General features: G+C 46.0%; 17 protein-coding genes and 1 tRNA gene. 6 read left to right on the plus strand and 12 right to left on the minus strand.

All coding sequences use genetic code 11. From position 1 onward, the window contains the following. Window positions 1-70: 70 nt before the first annotated feature. Complete coding sequence (gene sbmA, locus ACZ52Z_RS03360; RefSeq protein ID WP_464269348.1) at window positions 71-1,315, minus strand: peptide antibiotic transporter SbmA; 1,245 nt, start codon at window positions 1,313-1,315, stop codon at window positions 71-73. A gap of 219 nt (window positions 1,316-1,534) precedes the next feature. Next, complete coding sequence (locus ACZ52Z_RS03365; protein WP_464270749.1) at window positions 1,535-2,146, minus strand: MarC family protein; 612 nt, start codon at window positions 2,144-2,146, stop codon at window positions 1,535-1,537. A 1,782-nt stretch (window positions 2,147-3,928) separates the two neighbouring features. On the opposite strand from ACZ52Z_RS03365, the gene ACZ52Z_RS03370 reads away from it, so the two are divergent. From ACZ52Z_RS03370 to ACZ52Z_RS03390, 5 genes are all read left to right on the plus strand, one after another. After that, window positions 3,929-5,077 carry an ABC transporter ATP-binding protein gene (locus ACZ52Z_RS03370; RefSeq protein WP_464269349.1) on the plus strand — a complete coding sequence of 383 codons (1,149 nt, stop codon included), beginning with the start codon at window positions 3,929-3,931 and terminating at the stop codon, window positions 5,075-5,077. Next, on the plus strand, window positions 5,074-5,742 hold the full coding sequence (locus ACZ52Z_RS03375) for an ABC transporter permease (RefSeq protein WP_464269350.1): 669 nt from the start codon (window positions 5,074-5,076) through the stop codon (window positions 5,740-5,742). The genes ACZ52Z_RS03370 and ACZ52Z_RS03375 overlap by 4 nt, the downstream gene beginning before the upstream one ends. Beyond that, entirely contained in the window at window positions 5,739-6,470 is a 732-nt protein-coding gene (locus ACZ52Z_RS03380) for an ABC transporter permease (RefSeq protein ID WP_464269351.1), read from the plus strand. The genes ACZ52Z_RS03375 and ACZ52Z_RS03380 overlap by 4 nt, the downstream gene beginning before the upstream one ends. A gap of 146 nt (window positions 6,471-6,616) precedes the next feature. After that, window positions 6,617-7,534 carry an ABC transporter substrate-binding protein gene (locus tag ACZ52Z_RS03385; protein WP_464269352.1) on the plus strand — a complete coding sequence of 306 codons (918 nt, stop codon included), beginning with the start codon at window positions 6,617-6,619 and terminating at the stop codon, window positions 7,532-7,534. A 353-nt stretch (window positions 7,535-7,887) separates the two neighbouring features. After that, window positions 7,888-9,000: an alcohol dehydrogenase family protein gene (locus ACZ52Z_RS03390; protein WP_464270750.1), complete on the plus strand. Its 1,113-nt coding sequence runs from the start codon at window positions 7,888-7,890 to the stop codon at window positions 8,998-9,000. Between the two features lie 720 nt (window positions 9,001-9,720). On the opposite strand, the gene ACZ52Z_RS03395 is transcribed toward ACZ52Z_RS03390, so the two are convergent. Both ACZ52Z_RS03395 and ACZ52Z_RS03400 read right to left on the minus strand, forming a co-directional pair. Then, window positions 9,721-10,536, minus strand: a complete 816-nt coding sequence (locus tag ACZ52Z_RS03395) for a thermonuclease family protein (protein WP_464269353.1) — start codon at window positions 10,534-10,536, stop codon at window positions 9,721-9,723. Between the two features lie 444 nt (window positions 10,537-10,980). After that, window positions 10,981-11,265, minus strand: a complete 285-nt coding sequence (locus tag ACZ52Z_RS03400; protein WP_464269354.1) for a hypothetical protein — start codon at window positions 11,263-11,265, stop codon at window positions 10,981-10,983. 459 nt (window positions 11,266-11,724) lie between these two features. On the opposite strand from ACZ52Z_RS03400, the gene ACZ52Z_RS03405 reads away from it, so the two are divergent. Beyond that, a complete protein-coding gene (locus tag ACZ52Z_RS03405; protein ID WP_464269355.1) occupies window positions 11,725-12,729 on the plus strand; it encodes a PEP-CTERM sorting domain-containing protein in 1,005 nt (334 codons plus the stop codon). Window positions 12,730-12,972: 243 nt separating this feature from the next. On the opposite strand, the gene ACZ52Z_RS03410 is transcribed toward ACZ52Z_RS03405, so the two are convergent. The 8 genes from ACZ52Z_RS03410 to ACZ52Z_RS03445 all read right to left on the minus strand — a co-directional run bounded on the left by ACZ52Z_RS03410 (window position 12,973) and on the right by ACZ52Z_RS03445 (window position 20,052). Beyond that, a complete protein-coding gene (locus tag ACZ52Z_RS03410) occupies window positions 12,973-13,602 on the minus strand; it encodes a hypothetical protein (RefSeq protein WP_464269356.1) in 630 nt (209 codons plus the stop codon). A gap of 284 nt (window positions 13,603-13,886) precedes the next feature. After that, on the minus strand, window positions 13,887-15,956 hold the full coding sequence (locus tag ACZ52Z_RS03415; RefSeq protein ID WP_464269357.1) for a toprim domain-containing protein: 2,070 nt from the start codon (window positions 15,954-15,956) through the stop codon (window positions 13,887-13,889). A gap of 1 nt (window position 15,957) precedes the next feature. Further along, window positions 15,958-16,368, minus strand: a complete 411-nt coding sequence (locus ACZ52Z_RS03420; protein ID WP_464269358.1) for a helix-turn-helix domain-containing protein — start codon at window positions 16,366-16,368, stop codon at window positions 15,958-15,960. A 3-nt stretch (window positions 16,369-16,371) separates the two neighbouring features. Next, a complete protein-coding gene (locus ACZ52Z_RS03425) occupies window positions 16,372-16,578 on the minus strand; it encodes a helix-turn-helix transcriptional regulator (RefSeq protein ID WP_464269359.1) in 207 nt (68 codons plus the stop codon). A gap of 290 nt (window positions 16,579-16,868) precedes the next feature. Beyond that, window positions 16,869-18,077: a tyrosine-type recombinase/integrase gene (locus tag ACZ52Z_RS03430; protein WP_464269360.1), complete on the minus strand. Its 1,209-nt coding sequence runs from the start codon at window positions 18,075-18,077 to the stop codon at window positions 16,869-16,871. A 182-nt stretch (window positions 18,078-18,259) separates the two neighbouring features. Further along, window positions 18,260-18,336, minus strand: a tRNA-Arg gene (locus ACZ52Z_RS03435). 113 nt (window positions 18,337-18,449) lie between these two features. Beyond that, the gene (locus ACZ52Z_RS03440; protein WP_464269361.1) at window positions 18,450-18,749 is read right to left on the minus strand and encodes an HNH endonuclease; all 300 of its coding nucleotides are present in this window, start codon (window positions 18,747-18,749) and stop codon (window positions 18,450-18,452) included. After that, window positions 18,736-20,052, minus strand: coding sequence for a bifunctional folylpolyglutamate synthase/dihydrofolate synthase (locus ACZ52Z_RS03445; RefSeq protein WP_464269362.1), 1,317 nt, complete (start codon window positions 20,050-20,052; stop codon window positions 18,736-18,738). Before ACZ52Z_RS03445 ends, ACZ52Z_RS03440 begins: the two co-directional genes overlap by 14 nt. Window positions 20,053-20,096 lie beyond the last annotated feature (44 nt).

A 20,096-nucleotide genomic window follows, 5' to 3' on the forward strand; every position in this document is an offset into this window, starting at 1 on the left:
CCCGTTTTTGCTGACATCCTGTAGCCTCCGATACAGGTATCTATTCAGGACTTTTCCGAGCAGTGCACCCTCAGGCATCGCTTGTGCCCTCCTCGTATTCTGCATCAATATGTGGAAGCGGTTTGCCGCTGATAGCGGCTTCAAAGGACGCCAGTCGTTTATATACGGAAAGCATCTCGACAATGGTTGTCCAGGAGTTGACCAGATATTGAAAAGAGTTACTCACCTGATTAAAGGCGGTTAATATCTGCTGAAGGATACCAAAGGTAATTGTCCCCGCGGCAATGGTTGGAACGAGAATCAGGTAGACAAATATATTGTCTGCCTGGAGATACATGCTGCGGGCGATATTGAAATACATATAATGAAAGTACAGGCGAAAATAGTTTCGCCGGACATTGGCAAACAATTCCTTCAGGCTCAGCGGCTGGGCTCTGTCAAGATCATCCTCACCATATACCAGCTCTTTTCTGTATGCCGCCTCAACGCGCTGGTTCTTGAACTCCAGGCCGGGTAATTTGATACCCACCGCCGCCAGTAATCCTGTTCCCAATATGGACCATGCAATCGACGCAATAAAAAGTGGGTGTGGGACAGCGCCGACAACGGGTAATTCATCGACATAGGTTGAAAGCGACCATAACACAGGCAGAAACGCAAAGAGGGTCATTACCGCATCAACCATTGCAACACCCAGCCCTTCCATTATCGAGGCAAATCGCATGGTATCTTCCTGTATACGTTGCGAGGCACCTTCTATAAGTCGCAGTTCATGCCAGTGACTCGTATAGTATTCGTTCATTGCCGTACGCCAGCGGAAGATATAATGACTGATAAAAAACCTGGTAAGGACAAATACCGCGATTGCGAGAAAGGCGATTTCTGCAAACAGGCGCATCAGGTCATACAGTTCCAGCGCCGTGACTGAGGATTCCGGTGAGAGGGCCTTCTGCACCGCATCGAAAAAGGGGCGTCGCCAGTTATTTATCGCTACTGAAACCTGCACCGAGAAGTAGGTGGAAAAAAGGATGCCTGCTGAACCGAAAATAGACCATGACTGCCATGGGTGTGGTGAGAAGAGCGCCCAGATCCCGCCAAATAACAACACGCATACGGTATAGTAAACATAGAGCAGCAGAAAAGAGTCAGTAAAAAAATGGCCGAGACCGATCACCGGCGAATCCTCCTCCAGCGTCAGGCCAAGAGCCTGGGCGATATCTGCGCTGTACAGGTACCAGATTGCGATGGCAAAACTGGTCCATAGGAAGACGGTCAGAAAGAACACTCGGGGTTTGGGAAAAAAGGATCTAAACATGGTGAATGGGCAGATGGATAGGGCTAAGACGTAGGTTGAAGTCGAAGATCAATAAATAGCCTGGGGAAAAGGATAGCTCAACGGCAAGCTGAATTAATACCATGAAGTGACAGGCGTATGGCTTCAGAGACATGGAATTTTTCAAGCTGAAAATAATGCCCCTTCATGAACCATAGTACGCTTTAGTTGGATGAACCAATTTTTCTCGTAGAGGATCACTTATAAAAGCGAAAAATAATCTTTCAATCCATCGAGTATATTTTTCACAGCTACGGCTGAAAGTATTAATCCCATGACCCTGCTGATAATGCTTGCGCCACTGTTACCTATGAAGCGGTGAATAGATCCGGCGAGTAGTAAAAAAATCAGAACAATTGCAAGTACCACGAGAATGGCAACGCCTGTTTGAACCTGCTCCAGTATTGTATGAGTGTCGTTTTGGGTCAATAAAACAGCTGCAAGCATTGGACCCGGACCGGCTATGGAAGGAACAGCCAAAGGGAAAACAGCTGTTTCATGAGCCTTGTCAACCATTTTTATTTCTTCATCTGGCTTTGATTCGCCAAAAATCATAGTTAAAGCAAAAAGAAAAAGAACTATTCCGCCTGCTATTTGAAATGCTGAAAGTGGAATGTCTATTGCCTCTAAGATGATTTCTCCTACACAAACGAAAAATAATAAAAGCAGTGCAGAGATAAAGGTAGCCTTGAAGGCTATTTGTCTTTTTAAGGCCACGTCAAAGGCGCTGGTCACCGCTATAAACACAGGTATTGTTCCAATAGGATCAATAACGGCGAAAAAAAAGATAAAATCTGCGACAAAGGAATCAATGCTTATCATCGTTTCCTCCCTATTTTTTTCGGAATTTCTGAGGGGAAAAGTTGGTCCATTTATAGCCAATTCTTTAATAGGGTGGAGGGGCGGGAGGGAATAAATAAGCACTTAGCATTGATTGCCTAAGTGCTTGATATTCATAGTGGGCGAGGCGGCTGCAATGTTAATCATGTAACTGCAAGGAATAACAGGTTAAAAATAATGAGAGTTTTATTTGTACCGTCAGAATATGACCTTTGAGTTTTTCTAATCCTTTTGCTTGCCTCGACAGGTAATTATTCTTTTTTCTTTTGCAAAGCAACTGGTATTTGGCAATGAAGTAGGGTGCTAGCTGGGGCTGCCAATTATCTGACAAGGATTAATGACCAGGTAGGCTTTTGGGTAACTAATTATTTTTACCAGGTTTTCGCGAATCACTGAGGGAATAATTTTCCTTATCACCTTGCCCTGTATTTAATGCAGGGTATTTCCCTCATCTGTTCCCGTGAGGAGAAGCCTCCCAACCAATTGCCCTGACTTAGGGTAATATCGTTGTTATAGGGAATACCTTGATATCAAAAGGAGATTATGCCTTTTTTTACTCGGTTCCCCAGGTTGGAGCGGGAACCAATACGGTAAAATCCCGTATTATTCTCAAAGGGAAGATTCTGCCCTTGCCTCACCGCTTCATTTTAAGCCACCAACCGTTATGGAATACCCAACCACCGTTTCATTCACCATCGGTGTAAGAACCATCATTCGATTTAATTTTACATGTAAAAGGTAAGCTGCCGTTCCCGGGTTGGGTAGTGAGCAAAACAGACCAACCCTGGGGTGTTAATTCAACGAGCACCGATTTGCGTTCATTAGGTGGGCCCAAATCTGGACCCAGTGAACGGTGCCATCATTCCTGGGAGCATTTTAAGGCTACCAGTTGAACAAAACCAGATCTGACCAAGATAGGGTGAACGTTCACAATTTCGCCTTGCAGCCCATTACAGAAACTACTGGCTCAGGGATGTACAGGAAGTATACGTAAACTTGAATCGTTGTTAAAATTATCAAAGCTTTGGGAGGACAATACTAAAAATTCTTATCTAGGGAAAATGTTGTTTGCAGAATCGAGATCAGTTTCTACTATTCTGTGGTACAGCTCGGATAACACTCGCTTGTACGAATACCTCTGTAAGAATGGAGTTGAGTACGGCATTTATCTTCTCTATACACCATGGCCAAAAGAAAAGTGAGTATAAGATATTATTCTATAGTCTCTTTCAGTCTAGCCGCTACCTTGTAATAAATTATAATGTGTGGTAATGCTTTATGGTGAAATCCAATAATAATGGTATCCCATCTAATCTAAATTCTTAATATTTTTTTGCAGTGCATTTTTGTAAAGATTGACACGGAACCAAAGGCATACTTAACAATTATGTGGGAATAACGGACTGACTATTTAAAAAATTGCCCTGTTGTCGGTTTGGTCGATGCTGAAGTATCAGCTTCCGGGATTGAGGGCTACGGTGAGTGACGGAAAGATGATTAGGGGTAACATTCCTTAAGGTAATCTATAAAGAACCCCATCAGGAACCAACATGCATAACCAACCGGCTTACCTAACTTTATTTAACCAACAGTTAGAGCTCGACCATTCAGGTCGTGCCGACTCTTACGTTTTTTGCCTGAAAACGTCTGGAAAGCCCATTCCCTGAGCAATGATGCGAAAAGGCAGGATAGTGATAGCAGGTCCATCAATACTCTGAATAAAGCTAAGCAGTTAAAATTACAAAGAGACCTCTAATGATAACGTATGAATCCGTAACTAAAATATACGGTAAGGGAATTGATGCCGTTACTGCACTTGACAATGTCAGCTTCACCCTTCCAAAAGGGGAAGTGGTGGTGTTTCTCGGCCCCTCAGGATGCGGTAAAACCACAACGCTGAGGCTTACGAACAGACTAGAGACATTGACACGGGGCAGCATCACCATCGAAGGTGAAAATATTAAAGATATAGATGTCGTCAAGCTCAGACAACGCTTGGGGTATGTCATTCAGGCCATTGGGCTTTTCCCTAATAAAACCATTGCTGAAAACATTGCCGTTGTACCCAGACTTCTGCGATGGGATGAAGAGCGTATCAGCAAACGCATAGATGAGCTGCTTGAAATGACGAATCTGGATCCCGAGCTCTACAGAGACCGCTACCCTGCAGAACTCTCAGGGGGCCAGCAGCAGCGAGTAGGGGTTGCCCGAGGACTGGCCGCAGACCCCAATATACTTCTTATGGATGAACCCTTCGGCGCGATAGACCCCATCAACAGGGAAGAAATTCAAGATGAATTCCTCAAGCTTCAAGCAAAGCTACAAAAAACTGTAGCATTTGTCTCTCACGACATACACGAAGCAATTAAGATGGGTGATCGTATTGCAATTTTCAACCAGGGACACCTGATACAGTTCGATACCCCTGAGATGATTCTGACCCAGCCGAAAAACAAATTTGTCTCCGATTTCGTCGGTGCGGATAGGGCATTAAAAGTGCTTGGACTTTTGCGGGTAAGCGATGTCATAAATCGAAAGCCGAAAAATGTTATCCAGGCATCGGATCGTTCCCAGGATGTATTACAGAGACTGAAAGAAAAAGGCTCCCGCTACGGCATAGTGATTGAAAATAATAAACCCATAGGCTCGGTCACCCAAAAAATTCTCCACTACGAAGATGGGGCGGTTGGAGAGGCAGTAGAGCCGTTTCCCATTTTCCTGAGAGAAAGAATCCCGGTGAGAGACGCCCTCTCCTCCATGCTTATGTACAACACTGCAACATTATGCGTTGTTGACGGAGATAAAAACTTTGTTGGAACTGTAACCTACAACGACATACAGAAAGCGGTAAAAGCAAGTTACGCCGATGATACAGAAATTGATGAGACCGAGGTACCATTATGAGCACATTGCAATTCATAATGAATAACTTAAACGAGGTTACGTATCTCTGCTGGGAGCACGTGTGGATTGTGGGACTGGCGCTCCTTATAGCTACCCCAATCGGTGTAACTTTGGGGGTCGTCATTACCAAGCATGAGGAAGTTGCTTCCAAGGTGCTGAACGGTGCAAATATACTTATGACTATACCATCCCTCGCCTTGTTTGGGATCATGCTCCCGATCCTTTCGATATTCAATATGGGACTGGGAAAAGTTCCAGCCGTCATAGCCTTGGTTCTGTACAGCCAGCTCCCCATCATCAGAAATACCTACACAGCTATAAAAAATGTTCCACCTGCTCTGGTAGACGCGGGAAGAGGAATGGGGATGAGCAAATGGAAACTTTTGCGAGAACTGGAAATCCCCTTAGCCACACCGGTTATTATTGCCGGTTTGAGGACGGCTGCCGTTATGAATATAGGAATCGCTGCCATTGCCACATATATAGGCGCAGGCGGGTTAGGGGTATATATTCAGCAGGGTATTGCCCGGGTATATCCGGAGATGATACTGAGCGGTGCCATACTTGTCTCTCTTCTGGCTATAATCGTAGACGGCGCGATGGCGTTTTTGGAAAGGATTGCGACGCCTGAAGGTATCAAGGTGCAGAGGAAACTTGCAAGATGAGAAGATTATTAACAAAATTGTATAGGCTTCTCGTGGCGATTATAATATTGATTGCGGGTATTTCCTTTGAACGAACCGGCCTTATAGCATTACTCTCCGATCCATTTGAATATCCAGAGATAATGGCATTGTTCTTTCAGCACCTTTACATAGTGGCCTTGAGCATGAGCTTTGCCACGTTAACAGGAGTAACAGCTGGAATTGTACTTACCAGGAAGAGGTTTCGCAAATTTAGCGGGGTCTGTATGTATGTTATCGGGCTGGGCCAAACCATTCCCTCTCTGGCAGTTTTAGCTCTGGCCATGAGTTTCCTGGGTATCGGGGTAAAGCCGGCGGTATTCGCACTCACCATCTATTCCATACTTCCCATTGCCAGAAATACTCTTGCAGGAATAACCGCGGTGCCTCCGGAACTCATAGATGCCGGCAAGGGCATGGGGATGCCCCCGATGCGGATTCTTATGGAAGTGGAGATACCAAATGCCATGGAGGTGATTCTCACCGGCTTCAGAGTGGCCCTGATCATAAACATCGGCACTGCTGCGCTTGCCTATGTTATCGGTGCCGGCGGATTAGGAGATCTTATTTTTACAGGTATAAGCCTTATGCAGACGGATAAATTGCTGGCCGGAGCTATTCCGGTGACACTTCTGGCGCTTTTTGCTGATTTTATGACTGAGCTGCTGGGATTGGTCCTGATTTCTAAGGGGCTGCGTCTTTCCAAATAAGCAAGGTATGAACACACGAAAGCAGTGACCACAAAATATACTTAATCGGGGTGTAGAGCTGGAACAGGCAAACTTTTTTTGCTTGGGCCCTGAAACCGGGAAAAACTAAGGCATTCAGCACACGATGCCTAACCAGGAGGTGTGAGATGAAAACGCTTTGTAAGTTTGTTCTTCCGTCAATCTTAATGTTAATGTTGGGCGTACTTTTACCAGGCAGTGCCCTTGCCAAAGACAAAAGCTTGGTCGTGGGAGGTAAAAATTATACCGAACAGCTCCTGCTTCCGGAACTTGCCGGTATCCTCCTCAAGCAGGCGGGATTTGATGTAACCCTGAAAACAGGAGTAGGGTCGGTGATAGCAAGAAAATCACTGGAGAATGCCCAGTTCGATCTTTACTATGAGTACACAGGCACAGCATACACGCTGTATTACAAGCAGAATGATACCGCAATAATGACGGTTCCAGAGAAGGTTTATAACTGGGTCAAAGATAAAGACACTGAAAAAGACCTTGTCTGGCTCGAACCCGTCAAGTTCAACAACACCTATACCCTGATGATGAACAAGGCGGAAGCAGAGAAACTCGGAATTAAAAGCATATCCGATCTAGCAGTCTACGTCGGCAAAAACCCGGACAAACTGATATTCGCTTTGGATTCTGAATTTTGGGAACGCCCTGACGGTTTTAAAGGAATCATGAAATTGTATGATTTCCGACTTTCAGTCAAACAGGTAAAAAAAATGAGTATAGGACTAACCTATCAAGCGTTGAAAGAAGGGCATGTTAATTCTGCAATGGGTTTTTCGACGGATGGTCGAATCGCTGCCTTTGGTTTTGTTAACCTTGAAGACGACAAGTCTTTCTTCCCCGTTTATAATCCCGCACCGGTTGTCAGGAAGGAAATCCTGGATAAGTATCCGGAGATCAGCACCATTTTGAAGCCGCTTTCGGAGAACCTGACCACAGAAGAGATGCAGCAACTCAATATGGCCGTAGACGTAGACCACAAACCAGTTCATGATGTGGCTATGGATTGGCTCAAAAGTAAAAATCTGATTAAATAGTACTCCCTCGTAGACCCCTGATGGTAAAGGCCTGCCTTTCTCCGGTATGGGATCTTGGAGACAGTGTATAGTTCTCACATTTGCAGCCACTTATTTGGTAGTAGTGGCAGTGCCATATTGTTTGTGATTACTTGCTAAATCGGCTCATTGCTTTCTCCTTCTCCAACGTTGTGGGGCAACTCTGTTGGAGATTGAGCAATGAGTCGTATAGGGTAAAAGTCCATCAACTCTGACCTGGGTCTGAGGCCAAGGGTTTCTATATTCGACTAATCCAATAAAGGTACGGCGTGACCAAACAACAGAAAACGACAGCACAAAAGGATCGATTCGATATAACCGGTATCAAAAATACCATGAAAGCGGTTGTTACAAACGGTAACGGAGGATATGAAAAACTTGAATATAGGGATGTACCGGTTCCTGAACTTGCTCCAGGTGAAGTGCTACTCCATGTTCTTGCCGCAGGAGTGAACAATACCGAAATAAACACCCGACTTGGTTGGTATTCAAGCAAAGTTACTACAGGTACTGAAAACCTCACGGATACCGAAAAAGAAAATGCAAAAGAAAAGGCGGACGGAGGCTGGAACGAGGCGACCCCGTTCCCGTTTATCCAAGGTACTGATTGTTGCGGCCGCATCGTTGCCGTCGGTCCAGGGGGAGATGAGAGCGCAATCGGGTCTCGAGTACTTGTCCGCGCCTGCATGCGCACCTCCGGGTGGGACTCGCTTGAAAACGTCTGGATGGCCTCTGATTTTGATGGGGCGTTTGCCCAATTCGTAAAAGTGAAGGCTGAGGAGGTGTTTCCCGTAGACTGTAATTGGACAGATTCAGAGCTTGGCACGATCCCGTGTGCTTATGGTACTGCAGAAAACATGATTCACAGGGCGAAAATAGCTGCCGGTAGCTATGTACTTATCTCTGGTGCGTCGGGCGGGGTCGGATCGGCGGCCGTTCAGTTGGCGAAGCGACGCGGGGCTACAGTCACGGCAATAGCTGGAAAGAAAAAGATGGAACAGGTTCTGAAAATCGGGGCAGATCGCGTCATCCCTCGCGGCGACGATATCGTTGCCTCTCTTGGCGAAAAATCTGTTGATGTCGTCGTCGACAATGTTGGCGGACCGTCATTTGGCCAAATGATGGATGTATTGAAAAGAGGCGGCAGATATGTTTCTTCCGGCGCTATCGGCGGGCCGATGGTCACACTGGATATGCGTACCTTTTACCTAAAAGATATAACCCTGATAGGATGTACCGCCTGGGATGAACCAGTATTCCCGAATCTTGTCTCTTATATAGAAAAAGGCGAAATACAACCACTTCTTGCCAAAACTTTCCCGCTCGAAAATATCGTTGATGCACAACGTGAATTCACAGAGAAAGAACACGTTGGCAAATTCGTTTTAATTCCACCACCGCTGGAAGAGGAGCAGCGACTCAGGTATTATCCGGGAATTTCCCGCTGACGACGACATGAGACTATAAAATACTATTTTTGAAAAAAGTTGCCGCCTGGAGACGATACGCTTTAACCTTCCGGAAGTGACACCGAAAAACTGGTGTGAGCAACAACTAATATGTGAGAATAACTCTGTTTTCGCTTGATATCAAAGTGAATCATCCTTTATTAAAGTTTTATGTTCGTCTGTTTTCACAGACTGTGCGGGGCATAAAAGCCTAGTTGTTTTAGATCGTTATTTTTAGTGCGATTAATGAAAGATAGCACGGCACTGTCATGATATATCGGTTTGAGGATTATCACAGGCAATGACATTTTTCTCACCGATTTGGTAAATATATTTCCTATTATTTTTTAATGCCTTGTCAAATAGAATCGAAGTCTGGTTTGCTGATGTTCAGGATGAGGAGAGAAGCGGCTATTGCTGCCGGTTATAACCCCTGTGGAGGGTGAAAACCTTGAGGCCCCATTGAAATTAATTCCCGAGAAGGGTGGGAGATGTGTTGGGGGAAATAAAAAAACACCTAGCATTGATTACGCTAAGTGCTTGATATTACTGGTGGGCGAGGCGGCTGTATAAAATGTAGCATAAATATATGTTATCAATAGTTTTATTTTTTCGATTTTTGTTTTATACCGTCAAAAATACCGACATTTTTTTTCCTTGTCTTGATCGGGTAGGGTTATATTTTTTAGTTCACTTTTATTTGAATCTCCAATTTAATTTTCACGGCTTACACCCTCCACAGGGGTGATACCCTGCCGCAATCGCCGCATCCCTGCTATCAAATCCCGCCGTACAGTTTTTGCAGTTGAAGTGCTTGCATGATTCCCGGTGAAACGATTTGCTTTTCACGTTTCCATGGTATGGGCCGGGTACATTGCTTGCGTTTGACCTGTTGCCGCTGCGTTTCTGCTTCCTCCATTCCCACGGGGGAATAATGTGCGGATCGTTCCACATTCCTCTATCTTGCAACCGCGCAAAGGTTTCAATACCCTTCCAGGTGGTGCAGAAGCTCTTTTTGCAATACTTCGTGTACACCCAAGCATAACCTTCCTGAACAAGATGTTTGTTCAAGCTCTGGCCGTTTACATAGACAAGCGCAACGGTACGCCCATATCTATCTGTGGTTACAGGCTTAACTTCAACCTGTCGGCCGCGTACAAGCGCGTTGGTGGCCTTTTTTGCCTTGTTCCCGTACGCTTGCCCTTTCTCTTCCGGTCTATTATGGGAATTTCCCATAATAGATTTACCCTCATCCGGTTTTTCTGGTTCTTGTTCTGGTTCTGGTTTTTCGGCTGTGTTAAAAGGAGAATTTCTCCTTTTAATTTTTCCTTCATCCGGTTTTTCTGGTTTTGGTTCTGGTTTTTCGGTCGGGTTAAGATTGGAATTTCCAATCTTAACTTTTCCCTCATTGTTAAGTTCGGAATTTCCGAACTTATCTTTCCCTTCATTATACCGAACACGGCTCTGGTGTATCAATGCCATAGAGGCGAATTTTAACCTTCTCGGTTCCCCTTGAAACAGAGATGGTATCACCATCTGCAACGCCGGTTACCTTTCCGGTCCAGGCAAATACGATGGAGTACTGAAAAAAGGCAAATAGTACGGCAAGGATAAGGAGTGTTATTCTGATGTTTGGCATCCCGCTTTTTCCCATACCGCTACGGAGGCAGCGAGGTATGGTAGTGTAATGTGATTATGCATTGTTTCTCAAGTACTCAGTATGGTTATTCACATGTTCTCCAGCATGAAGGCTCTGTCGAATATGTCTGTTATTAAATATCCTTGTATATTCGTGTAGTACCGCTTAACTGTATATGCCTGAATTTTATTATTCTTCCAGTAAACCTCATGAATGTCAGGGTGTTCATGTCCTGGTTTTTTGGGATCGTATTGAGGGTGAACTTTTGCAAAAAATCTCATGTCCATTAATTCCCATATTTTATCATAACTGACTTTTAACTTCTTCTTGTTACCTGTCGATTATATGCCACTGACAACTTCAAGAGTCAAGTTACCTTCAGCCTTAACACCACTGGACGGGTATCTTGGATGTTGATCAGAGAATATAAAATTAGTTGAATTTAATAGTTTGTTAATTTCTTCTGTTTCATTGTTTTTATTTTCAGCATTCTGTGGAGCGGCAATAGGTATAACTGCACTGATGTTTAGTGTTAACGTTAAAAATAGAATTAATGAAAACGTTTTTTTCTTTTTTGTATGCTTCGTGCAATCACCGTTGTGGTTTGAAAAATTTACTTGATTCATTTCGATTATTATCCTCTCTAATTCTGGCTGATATATATTATGTCAATCCTGTTCTAATGGTTCACTTTTGATGATAAGAAAAATTATCTATATGTGGTGGGGTATATTGTGCGGGAAGTTTTTTTATGTACACAATGCCGCGCTGGCTCTGCCTATGAATCCTCATGCTTGCCCACACTGCGAGGAACAGCATCCGACACTCACGACGAATTGTATTTCAACAAGAATAGACCGTTTTACAGTGCGGTCTATTTCACCGTTACTATTTTGATAGGATGCACGTTACCTTGACAACGGGGCCGCGTCAAGAATGGTAGCAGTACCATTGTGTGGTCTGTCACATTGTAGTTCAGCGAATTTACCTACATATTTATGGGTATTTGTGACAATTGCGGACACTGGGTTGTGGTGGTAACACTCTTTGTGAGTGTTATTAAATCAACCACTAGGGAGGAAAGGATGAAAAATGTGAGCAAAGTAAGTCTGTTTTCAGCGGTCTTCTGTTTATTTGCAAATGTATCGTTCGCTTCCACGCTGCTTTTAGGCAGCACGTATGAAGAGATTTTCACAGTGGATGTTACCACTGGTGATGTTGACGTTATTGCCGCATTTGACTCAAGCTACTGGGATAAAAAAGGCTGGGATGGGGGTGGGAAAATAACCGGAGTCGCTCAACTCCCTAATGGAAAATTATATGTCAACGGACATGCAACTAAAAGTGGCCATGTAGCAGATGATTTAAATTATACAGTTGTGAATTTTTTGGCCAGGGTTAATGGGGGGGGAAACTTGGTCATGCTTGAAGATTATAGGCCAGAAGATGATGATCCTGTAAGCAATATTCTCGATAGAGGGATTGGCTTGGAAGCAGTGAGTAATGAGCTGCTCTATACAACCACCAATGAAGGTGGCACTATATATGAGATTAGACTAGGGAAAAATGGCCGTTTTCAAGACTCAGCACGTACCGGTAGGGTTTCTTACACAGGGGATGGTGGAGAGCACGGTAATGTCGAAAGAGACCCAAAAACAGGTGATTGGTATGCCATCACTCGTACGGCGGATTATTCAAACCCTGGTCCTAATATGGCTGAGCGACCGTACTTGATTAAAAATCAAGGAGTATCTCCCTCTTTCTCTTTAGGAGAATACGATATAGTATCAAACGTATCTTCTTGGTCACTTCGCGGTGAATCCAATATTACATTTGCTCAAGATGGCACCCTTTGGGGTGTAAACCGGGAATGCTATGAGGAACAAGGAACATGCCACAATTTATACGGCATTGATCTGAATACAGGAGAAGCCTGGATAACGTGGGATCTCAGCTCCCAGCTTCAAGGTTCTTTTATAACTGACCTGCATAGCTATAGCATAGATCCCGTGCCCGAACCAACAACCATGCTCCTCTTTGGAGTTGGCCTAGCTGGACTTGCTGCTACAGGCAGAAAAAGACGCAACTGAAACATTGTCAAATGTATTAAATCACTCAAGGCAGGGCTCCGGCTCTGCCTTTTTTATTGGCTCTGTAAATTCTCTTTCCTGATTCCCTGCCGAGGGTGGGGCACGTGATTCTTTACGATCTGAGCCTATAGACCGGAGCGCGCCCAAATTTCTCTCGCTCCGCAATTTTTAGATTTTTTTATGGTAATCGAAGGAAAAGTAAAGAAACACTGATAAAAGGGGCATGTTTCAGCCCCTTTTGTGCTACTGGTCGAGCTGCGAAAGAACTACTCCAGCACCCTTTGCACGCTCGTAGAGGCCAGAAATGAGGCCTTCCAGCTTTTCCTCGTCCAGCACTGGGTCAAATTGCATTGACCGAAGTTCTTCAATACCGCGCTGAGAAAAAAGAACGCCCTCCGCCAGCCTGTCGTAATTGGTGTCAATCTTGAAGTCGTAACTTAAAGTCGTAAAATTTAGCTGCTTGTTATAGGCGACTGCGTAGATCTCCTTACCCCGGAATGCAGTTATACCTTTCCGAAATAGGCTGATCGCATCATCAATTCGACTGTGGGCGGTTTCCCTCAAGAACCGTTCAACTCTTGCCTTCTCGCGGCGCACAAGTGCTTCAGGGACGTTGTAAAAATCATGCTCGAGTGCGTTGAACTCACGCTGAAGTTCGCGTTTGCGCTGTTCTGCTGCTCGGAGTTCCTTACGTTTCACTTCCACCCTTTTTTCAAGTTCGCGGTGAGCCTTGGCAGAAGCCTTTTCCGCAGTCTTGAGCGACGCAACTGCCTCCTTGCGCTCCTGTGTAATACGATCAACTTCCTCTTTCTCGAGTGACTTGAAGAAGTCGGTTTTAGCAATTTTTTCAATAATTTGTTCTCGTGTTAGCATTCGATTTTCCTCTCTGTTTTATTAGTCTTTCGTGGTTCAATAAATTTCCAACGTGATGATTTTGCTCTCTGCCTGTTCAGTTTCTCGGTTGCAGGGGGGGGTGTGGCTGGGAAACTGAGAAACTGGATTGACCCATGAAAAAATGTAACTGTAAGTAATCACATAGCTTCTCAGTTTCTCAGTATCTCAGTTATATTAATAACTCAGCTAACCCCCCCGCCCTTTATTGAGAAACTGAAGTTGGGTAGTGCGGCCCGAGAAGCTCATTTTTTTCATGGACAACATTAGACAGCCTCCCCGAATACTGGTTGCTGCTTTGGCGGTTCGGGTGGTAGTTCGAAAAGTCGCTTGTTCCGTTCCCCCGCCGTAAAGACAAACCTCGCGCCAAGAGGCACTTCTTCTTTCGATGTGAATTTGTCCTTTAGCATTGCTCGCTTGACAATTAGTTTCCGCACCCGCTCTTTACCGGCTGTGCCCTCGACAGCATCACAGGCATAATCGACAAGCTCGCTCTGTATAATAGGCTCTCCCCGGTCCTTGAGGTACTGCTCAGCAACGGTCAATATTTCCTCATCGGTTGCCTTTGGTGTACCAGTTTGGCTGAAGTCTATAAGTTGAAGTGGAGTATCATAAAAAGTGATTTCTCTTTCAGGGGAGATATTGAAAGAGAATGGTTTGAAGAGGCCGCGAACCTTTGCGCCTTTATTGGGATCGCATATTGTGGTTACGTCGATGGAGTCGTCATGCTTTTTTTCCTTTTCAAAGATGATCATATCGTCACAATCTGACCGGACATCACCAACACCTTCAAACACTAGGTTTCCGTTGCTGTCCCTGTGCTTGTTTGCGTGTCCGGGTAAAACAATGGTTGCACCCAACTTGGTAAGCTTGCGCATCAAAACAAAGAAATCCTTTGCTGATTGCTTACTCATCAGGTCGATAAACTTTTTCAAGGTGTCGAAAATCAGCACATACCCACTGAGGTCTGCTTGATCACCGGCCATTGCCTCAAGGTCTGCAACAAGACCGGCAACACTGGTGCCCTGGTTAAGGTCAGGTATCAGGTGTTGGAATCCATGTTCATCAGCATGTTTTTTCATTCGCGGGTGGTCAGAAGGGGGAGAGTCTGCATCGAAGTACAGGACGGTATAGCCCTGTTCGGCAATGCGTGGCGCAACGTAAAAAAACAGGAATGTCGTTTTGCCCCCGCCTGACTCGGCGATGATCACCAGAATATGGTTTTTGATAATCAGGTTTAGGTAGAGGAACACCTCTTTGCCTATACCGTCGATATAGTCATCAGAGACAGCATACTTGCTGAATATATCCTGCGGTGACTTGGGCTTACTGTTCTGTTTGACCTGGATTTCCTGTTTGTTGGTCGGTTGCCATTCAAGGTCCTGGAAGGCTGTCGCAACTCTCACCCTCTCTCGGATGGTGTCGCCTTGAGGGTCAGCTTTTAGCAGGTCGTTAAAATCAAGCTTTACCGGCTTTGCCGTGAAGCATGTATCGTCAGGGGTAACTAGGTATGCAGTCCTGTTCTCCCTGCTGCCATCAAACTTTTTGGCCAACTCATACGCAGCATGTTGACCGGCCATGCCTTTTTGCGCGGGATCGCTATCTACCAGCACAAAGAGATTTTCAGTCTCATCAGGAACAACTATCAACGGCATGTTGGTTGCGCTAAGAGCAGCCACCCCATTTATAAACGTTGTCTGTACCGCTGAGAGGGTTGTTTCCACCCCTTCACCAACGAGGAGTGAACGCATATCTCCTTTATGGTCAAACCAGACACCTCGGCTACTACAAGGACCTAGCATTTTTTGCCCCTTCTTGGTCCATTGCTCGGTATGAATGAACAGCCTTTGAACGGCAGGGGGGGAGGGGTCACCCGGCTTACTGACAGCACAAACAATCTGGTTTATTTGTTCGCCGGTCTTTTTATCGGTGTAGCTGCCCCACTTTAAGCATTTGGGGACCTGATCGAGGGTTATTGACCGGTTGGAGAAATACCGCTTTATGTTGGTGTCATCAGGTTTAGCCATCTTCCAGACAAATGATTCCTGTTCATTTTCATGGGGCTTTGCTTCGGTATATTGGCCATAGTCCTTCCCGCTGCCCTGATTTGGTTGCCACTCTGGTAACAACCCTCTTGCCCGTAACGCATCTTTAATAGCAAGGGCATCACAACCGGCATGACAATGGAGTATTACGCCCCCGCTGTTGTCATCCTTGATGGATAAAGAAGGGTTGGTGTCCTCATGGCAACAGCAAATGGTGGACCACCCGTCGCCGTTTTGCCGCTCTTTGCCTTGGCCTAAGGCATGGGCAATGTGCTCTGCAAGGGTAGACATTTTACACCCCCCCAGGGCAGCACGTATTAATGCTGCCCTTATCTTCTAAATCGAAGCCTGGAAGGGGAAGTTGCTTGCTCGGGAGAAGAATGTATTGGCCAACACGGTGAAGGTTTCCTTCTGGGGTTATATCCTCGGTCCACACTGTTTCAATTGGATGTCCAATTTGACGGAGTTCAAATACCCTCATGCCCGGATGCATTATGTCGAGAATGTGTCGTGCTTGGAGTGTTGTGAGCGGTCCTGTATTTTTCAAATAATGAAGTATTTTGGCCCGTTGTGAAGTGCTGGAATTGTCGCTAACATGTTGATTAAATGAATTTTTACTGCTATAATCATAGTGTTTGGTTGAGGTGGTTTCTCCCGAGGTGGCAGCCTTTACAGGGGAAACCGCTTTTCTTTTGTTGGTCATTCTTCACACCTCCCCCTGGATTACAACACGTTCCCGATTAGCCATCCAAGAGTAGACCTCACTAGCAAGGTGGCCAACAGACCGTTTACCCAGTTTAATACGCTGGGGAAAGTCGCCCGCCTTCTCGTATCGACGAATTGTCGACCAAGACAGACCCGTTACCCTTACGGTTTGTTCTTTTCTCCAGATTTCATTGTTTGCAGGATTCATAGGAATATCACCTCTTTGCCGGTGTCCGGCATTGTACGAGGCAACAAAAAAAGGGAGCCTCGCAATTCTGTATGAATCACGGGGGCTCCCTTTAGGAGGCGCGGTGATGTGCGTTCCGGTTTAGTGTAAAACGCGAGCGCGACCTGATATTAGGCGGGGCTCATTGGTTTCCCGGAAAATGATATTTGCTACGACAATTCATAAATTGTCATAATGTTTCATTATACACTACCAGGTGTATAGTTGCAATCGTAAGTAGCACTATTTGTAAAAAACATCTCAGTTGGAAGTTATCTTGGCATATTTTTCAAACTGTCCAGATAGTCTGCCCAGTGCTGCATCATTTCTATGCGTTCAGGTAGATGCTCGGCGTGGTTATAAGCAGCACGTACGGAATTTTTATCATTATGTGCAAGTTGTTTTTCTTTAACCTCAGAACGCCATCCTTTTTCGTGTAAATTGGTTGAAGCCATTGCGCGAAAACCATGCCCTACGATTTCATCACTGGTGTACCCTAGCCGACGCAATGCAGCGTTAATCGTGTTGTCAGACATTGGCCTGTCATTGGAGCGGATCGAGGGGAATACGTATTTTTTTGAGCCGGGAAGGAATTTTGTTACAGGTTCAATCTCATGTAGTATAGCGATAGCCTGTTTTGGTAAAGGTACGACATGGTCCACTCGCATTTTCATTTTGTGACCGGGTATTTTCCATACAGCATTGTCGAGGTCTAATTCATTCCACTGCATGTGCCTTAACTCACCGGGGCGAACGAAAAGTATTGGTGCAAGTCTTAAAGCACACAATGTTGTAAAATTTCCTGAATATCCATCAATTGCACGTAAAAGTTCACCTATTTTATAAGGTTCTTTGATGGTCGGCATGTGGCTAGGTTTTACGGTAGTCAGTAGCCCTTTGATGTCTTCTGCCGGGTTGCGGTCGACGCACTCTGCCGCAATGCCATATTGAAATATTTTAGAGCAAATCTGCCGTACACGTCGTGTAGTGTCGTGTACCCCTCTCGCTTCCATTCGTTGCAATACATTAAGCAGGATAGCTGGTGAAATGTCATTGGGTGCCATTGTCCCAATATAGGGGAAAACGTTCAACTCCAGCCTTTGCATTATTGTCCTGGAATAGCGGTCTACCCACTTGGCCTTTTTTTTGTCAAACCATTCCCTAGCTAGAGCTTCAAACGTTTCAACACTGGATGTTTTTTTTGCTAGTTTTGTTTGTTTTTTATGTAGGCAAGGGTCGACACCGCTGGATAGCAACTTCCGTGCTTCTTTGTGAAGTTCTCGGGCTTTAGCGAGTGGAGTTTTAGAATAGGGTCCTATGGCAAGGGTTTTCCGCTTTTCATTGAATCGGTAATCATACCGAAAATATTTTCCTGATTTATTTACAAGTAGGTATAGTCCGCCACCATCTGATAGTTTGTAAGGCCGTCCTTCATACTTAGCATTTTTTACCTGGATCGCTGTTAATTTTTCGCTAGCCATATTCTTATCGCTCCATCGTTGACGGTATAAAACCATGCGCTAGGTTTAAAGTACCGTCAAAAATACCGACAAAAAAATGGTATGTCAATACCGCTTATGAACCGTTATGAATGATGGGTGCCCCTTAAGACTCTGTATTCTGGCGCTAAAGGGATGTTTTGGAACTGCTTGGAGTATAATTGTGGTGGGCGAGGCGGGATTCGAACCCGCGGCCTTCGGCTTCGGAGGCCGACACTCTATCCAGCTGAGCTACCCGCCCATGATGATTTGTTATTGTGCAGCGGGAGGGAACCCGCTTTCAGCGCAACAAGAAAGTGTCTGCTATATACACCGGTTGCGGCAGCATGTAAACGAAAGAATAGGGCGGCGGGATCACTTCTTTTGCAGTTGATCCATATACTCCTCCCATTCCACCGGCAGGGAGGATTGTTTTTTTGTGTTGCAATCCTTGCAGCAGGGCACAAGGTTGTCCTTGGTGGATCTTCCGCCTCGTGCAAGCGGGATGACATGGTCCATGGTCAGGTTGGCGTAGCCAACTTTTTGCCCGCAATAGTAACAGGTTCCGGATGCGGTCTTTTGCTGCCACCACCTGGTGCGACGCAGCTTCCTGGCCTTGTTTTTCTCTGCTTTGATAATTGATTCATCAATGCTGTCCAGGCTAAAGTACTCCATCTTCAGCTCCTTGTGCAGTGTGGTCAACCAGAAGACAATGCCTGGCTGCGCCTACCAGGTAGAGTGAACCGGCGATGAGGATAAGGTTTTCGGGCTGAGTGGTTTCTCTGGCCAGTTGCAGTGCCTGGGAGACATCCCCTGTACAGGTGACCTTGTGGCGGAGGCGAGGCGGTACCAGGGGGAGCAGGCGGTTTGCGGTGGACGATCTGCGTTGTTCGGCCTGGGTCAGGATAATTCGTTTTGCTAGGATGAGGAGTGCATGCCAGTTGGGGCCAAACTGTTTGTCGGCCATGCTGCCCCAGATGAGGCAGAGACCGGTATGTTGCTTCTGCAGTTCAAGAGCGGCCAAAAGGGCTTCGATTCCGGCTTCGTTATGGGCGCCGTCCAGCAGGTAGGTCCGTTTGTTTGCACCGTGGCCATGGTGAATGGTTTCCAAGCGGCCGGGCCAGCGGGCCTGCTTTATCGCTTGGGGGATCACCGCATTGTCCAGCGGTAGCCCAGCATCATGCACCACTTCGGCAGCAGCGAGAGCCAGGCAGGTGTTGTCTTGTTGATGGCTGCCCGCGAGAGAAGGGTGCAGGTTGCTGATGCTTTTTCCGTGGATGCCGGTGTAGGTGAAACAGGCTTTGTTTTGGGCTGTACAGGTGAAATCCTGCTGCAGGGTGTAACACCTGGAGTGGAGGCGATCGCATGTTTGCTGAATGATGCCTTGGGCCGGCTGTTCCTTTGCTCCACAGATCACGGGAGTATCTGACTTGATGATCCCTGCTTTTTCCGCGGCAATTTGCTCGAGGCTCTCGCCGAGATGTTCCTGGTGATCAAGGCTGATGGTGGTAATGACTGAAACCAGGGGGTGGAGAACGTTGGTGGCATCCAGTCGACCGCCAAGACCGGTTTCGATGACGGCAAGATCAACCTGTTGCTGCTGAAACCAGAGGAAGGCCAAGGCCGTGGTGAATTCGAAATAGGTTACCTGTTGAGGTTCCAGCTCTTGACGAATAACAGCAGTTAAGGCGGCGAATTCCTTGCGGGAGATGCAGGCGGTGTTGATGGTGAACCGTTCGCGAACACTCTGCAGGTGGGGTGAGGAATAAAAGCCAACCTTGTACCCGCTGTGGGAGAACAGGCTGACAAGCGTCGCGCCAACCGAACCCTTGCCGTTGGTACCAGCCAGATGGATGGTAGGGTAGGCTTCCTGCGGGCGACCAAATCGGTCGAGCAGGGCATTGACCGATTCCAGTCCGAGTTTGATCTTGAACAGTTGCAGGTCGTCGAGGTAGGCAATAGCTTGCTGGTAATTCATGGACAACGGCGCGGAAAGTGTACGGGAGAAATGATGTGTTGCGG

It is taken from the genome of Desulfogranum aggregans (assembly GCF_055398265.1).

Excerpts from the sequence above, each read along its gene's own strand:
- sbmA (WP_464269348.1), bottom strand. The coding sequence starts at position 1,315 with ATGTTTAGATCCTTTTTTCCCAAACCCCGAGTGTTCTTTCTGACCGTC.
- ACZ52Z_RS03370 (WP_464269349.1), top strand. The coding sequence starts at position 3,929 with ATGATAACGTATGAATCCGTAACTAAAATATACGGTAAGGGAATTGAT.
- ACZ52Z_RS03375 (WP_464269350.1), top strand. The coding sequence starts at position 5,074 with ATGAGCACATTGCAATTCATAATGAATAACTTAAACGAGGTTACGTAT.
- ACZ52Z_RS03380 (WP_464269351.1), top strand. The coding sequence starts at position 5,739 with ATGAGAAGATTATTAACAAAATTGTATAGGCTTCTCGTGGCGATTATA.
- ACZ52Z_RS03385 (WP_464269352.1), top strand. The coding sequence starts at position 6,617 with ATGAAAACGCTTTGTAAGTTTGTTCTTCCGTCAATCTTAATGTTAATG.
- ACZ52Z_RS03390 (WP_464270750.1), top strand. The coding sequence starts at position 7,888 with ATGAAAGCGGTTGTTACAAACGGTAACGGAGGATATGAAAAACTTGAA.
- ACZ52Z_RS03395 (WP_464269353.1), bottom strand. The coding sequence starts at position 10,536 with ATGGTGATACCATCTCTGTTTCAAGGGGAACCGAGAAGGTTAAAATTC.
- ACZ52Z_RS03400 (WP_464269354.1), bottom strand. The coding sequence starts at position 11,265 with ATGAATCAAGTAAATTTTTCAAACCACAACGGTGATTGCACGAAGCAT.
- ACZ52Z_RS03405 (WP_464269355.1), top strand. The coding sequence starts at position 11,725 with ATGAAAAATGTGAGCAAAGTAAGTCTGTTTTCAGCGGTCTTCTGTTTA.
- ACZ52Z_RS03410 (WP_464269356.1), bottom strand. The coding sequence starts at position 13,602 with ATGCTAACACGAGAACAAATTATTGAAAAAATTGCTAAAACCGACTTC.
- ACZ52Z_RS03415 (WP_464269357.1), bottom strand. The coding sequence starts at position 15,956 with ATGTCTACCCTTGCAGAGCACATTGCCCATGCCTTAGGCCAAGGCAAA.
- ACZ52Z_RS03420 (WP_464269358.1), bottom strand. The coding sequence starts at position 16,368 with ATGACCAACAAAAGAAAAGCGGTTTCCCCTGTAAAGGCTGCCACCTCG.
- ACZ52Z_RS03425 (WP_464269359.1), bottom strand. The coding sequence starts at position 16,578 with ATGAATCCTGCAAACAATGAAATCTGGAGAAAAGAACAAACCGTAAGG.
- ACZ52Z_RS03430 (WP_464269360.1), bottom strand. The coding sequence starts at position 18,077 with ATGGCTAGCGAAAAATTAACAGCGATCCAGGTAAAAAATGCTAAGTAT.
- ACZ52Z_RS03440 (WP_464269361.1), bottom strand. The coding sequence starts at position 18,749 with ATGGAGTACTTTAGCCTGGACAGCATTGATGAATCAATTATCAAAGCA.
- ACZ52Z_RS03445 (WP_464269362.1), bottom strand. The coding sequence starts at position 20,052 with ATGAATTACCAGCAAGCTATTGCCTACCTCGACGACCTGCAACTGTTC.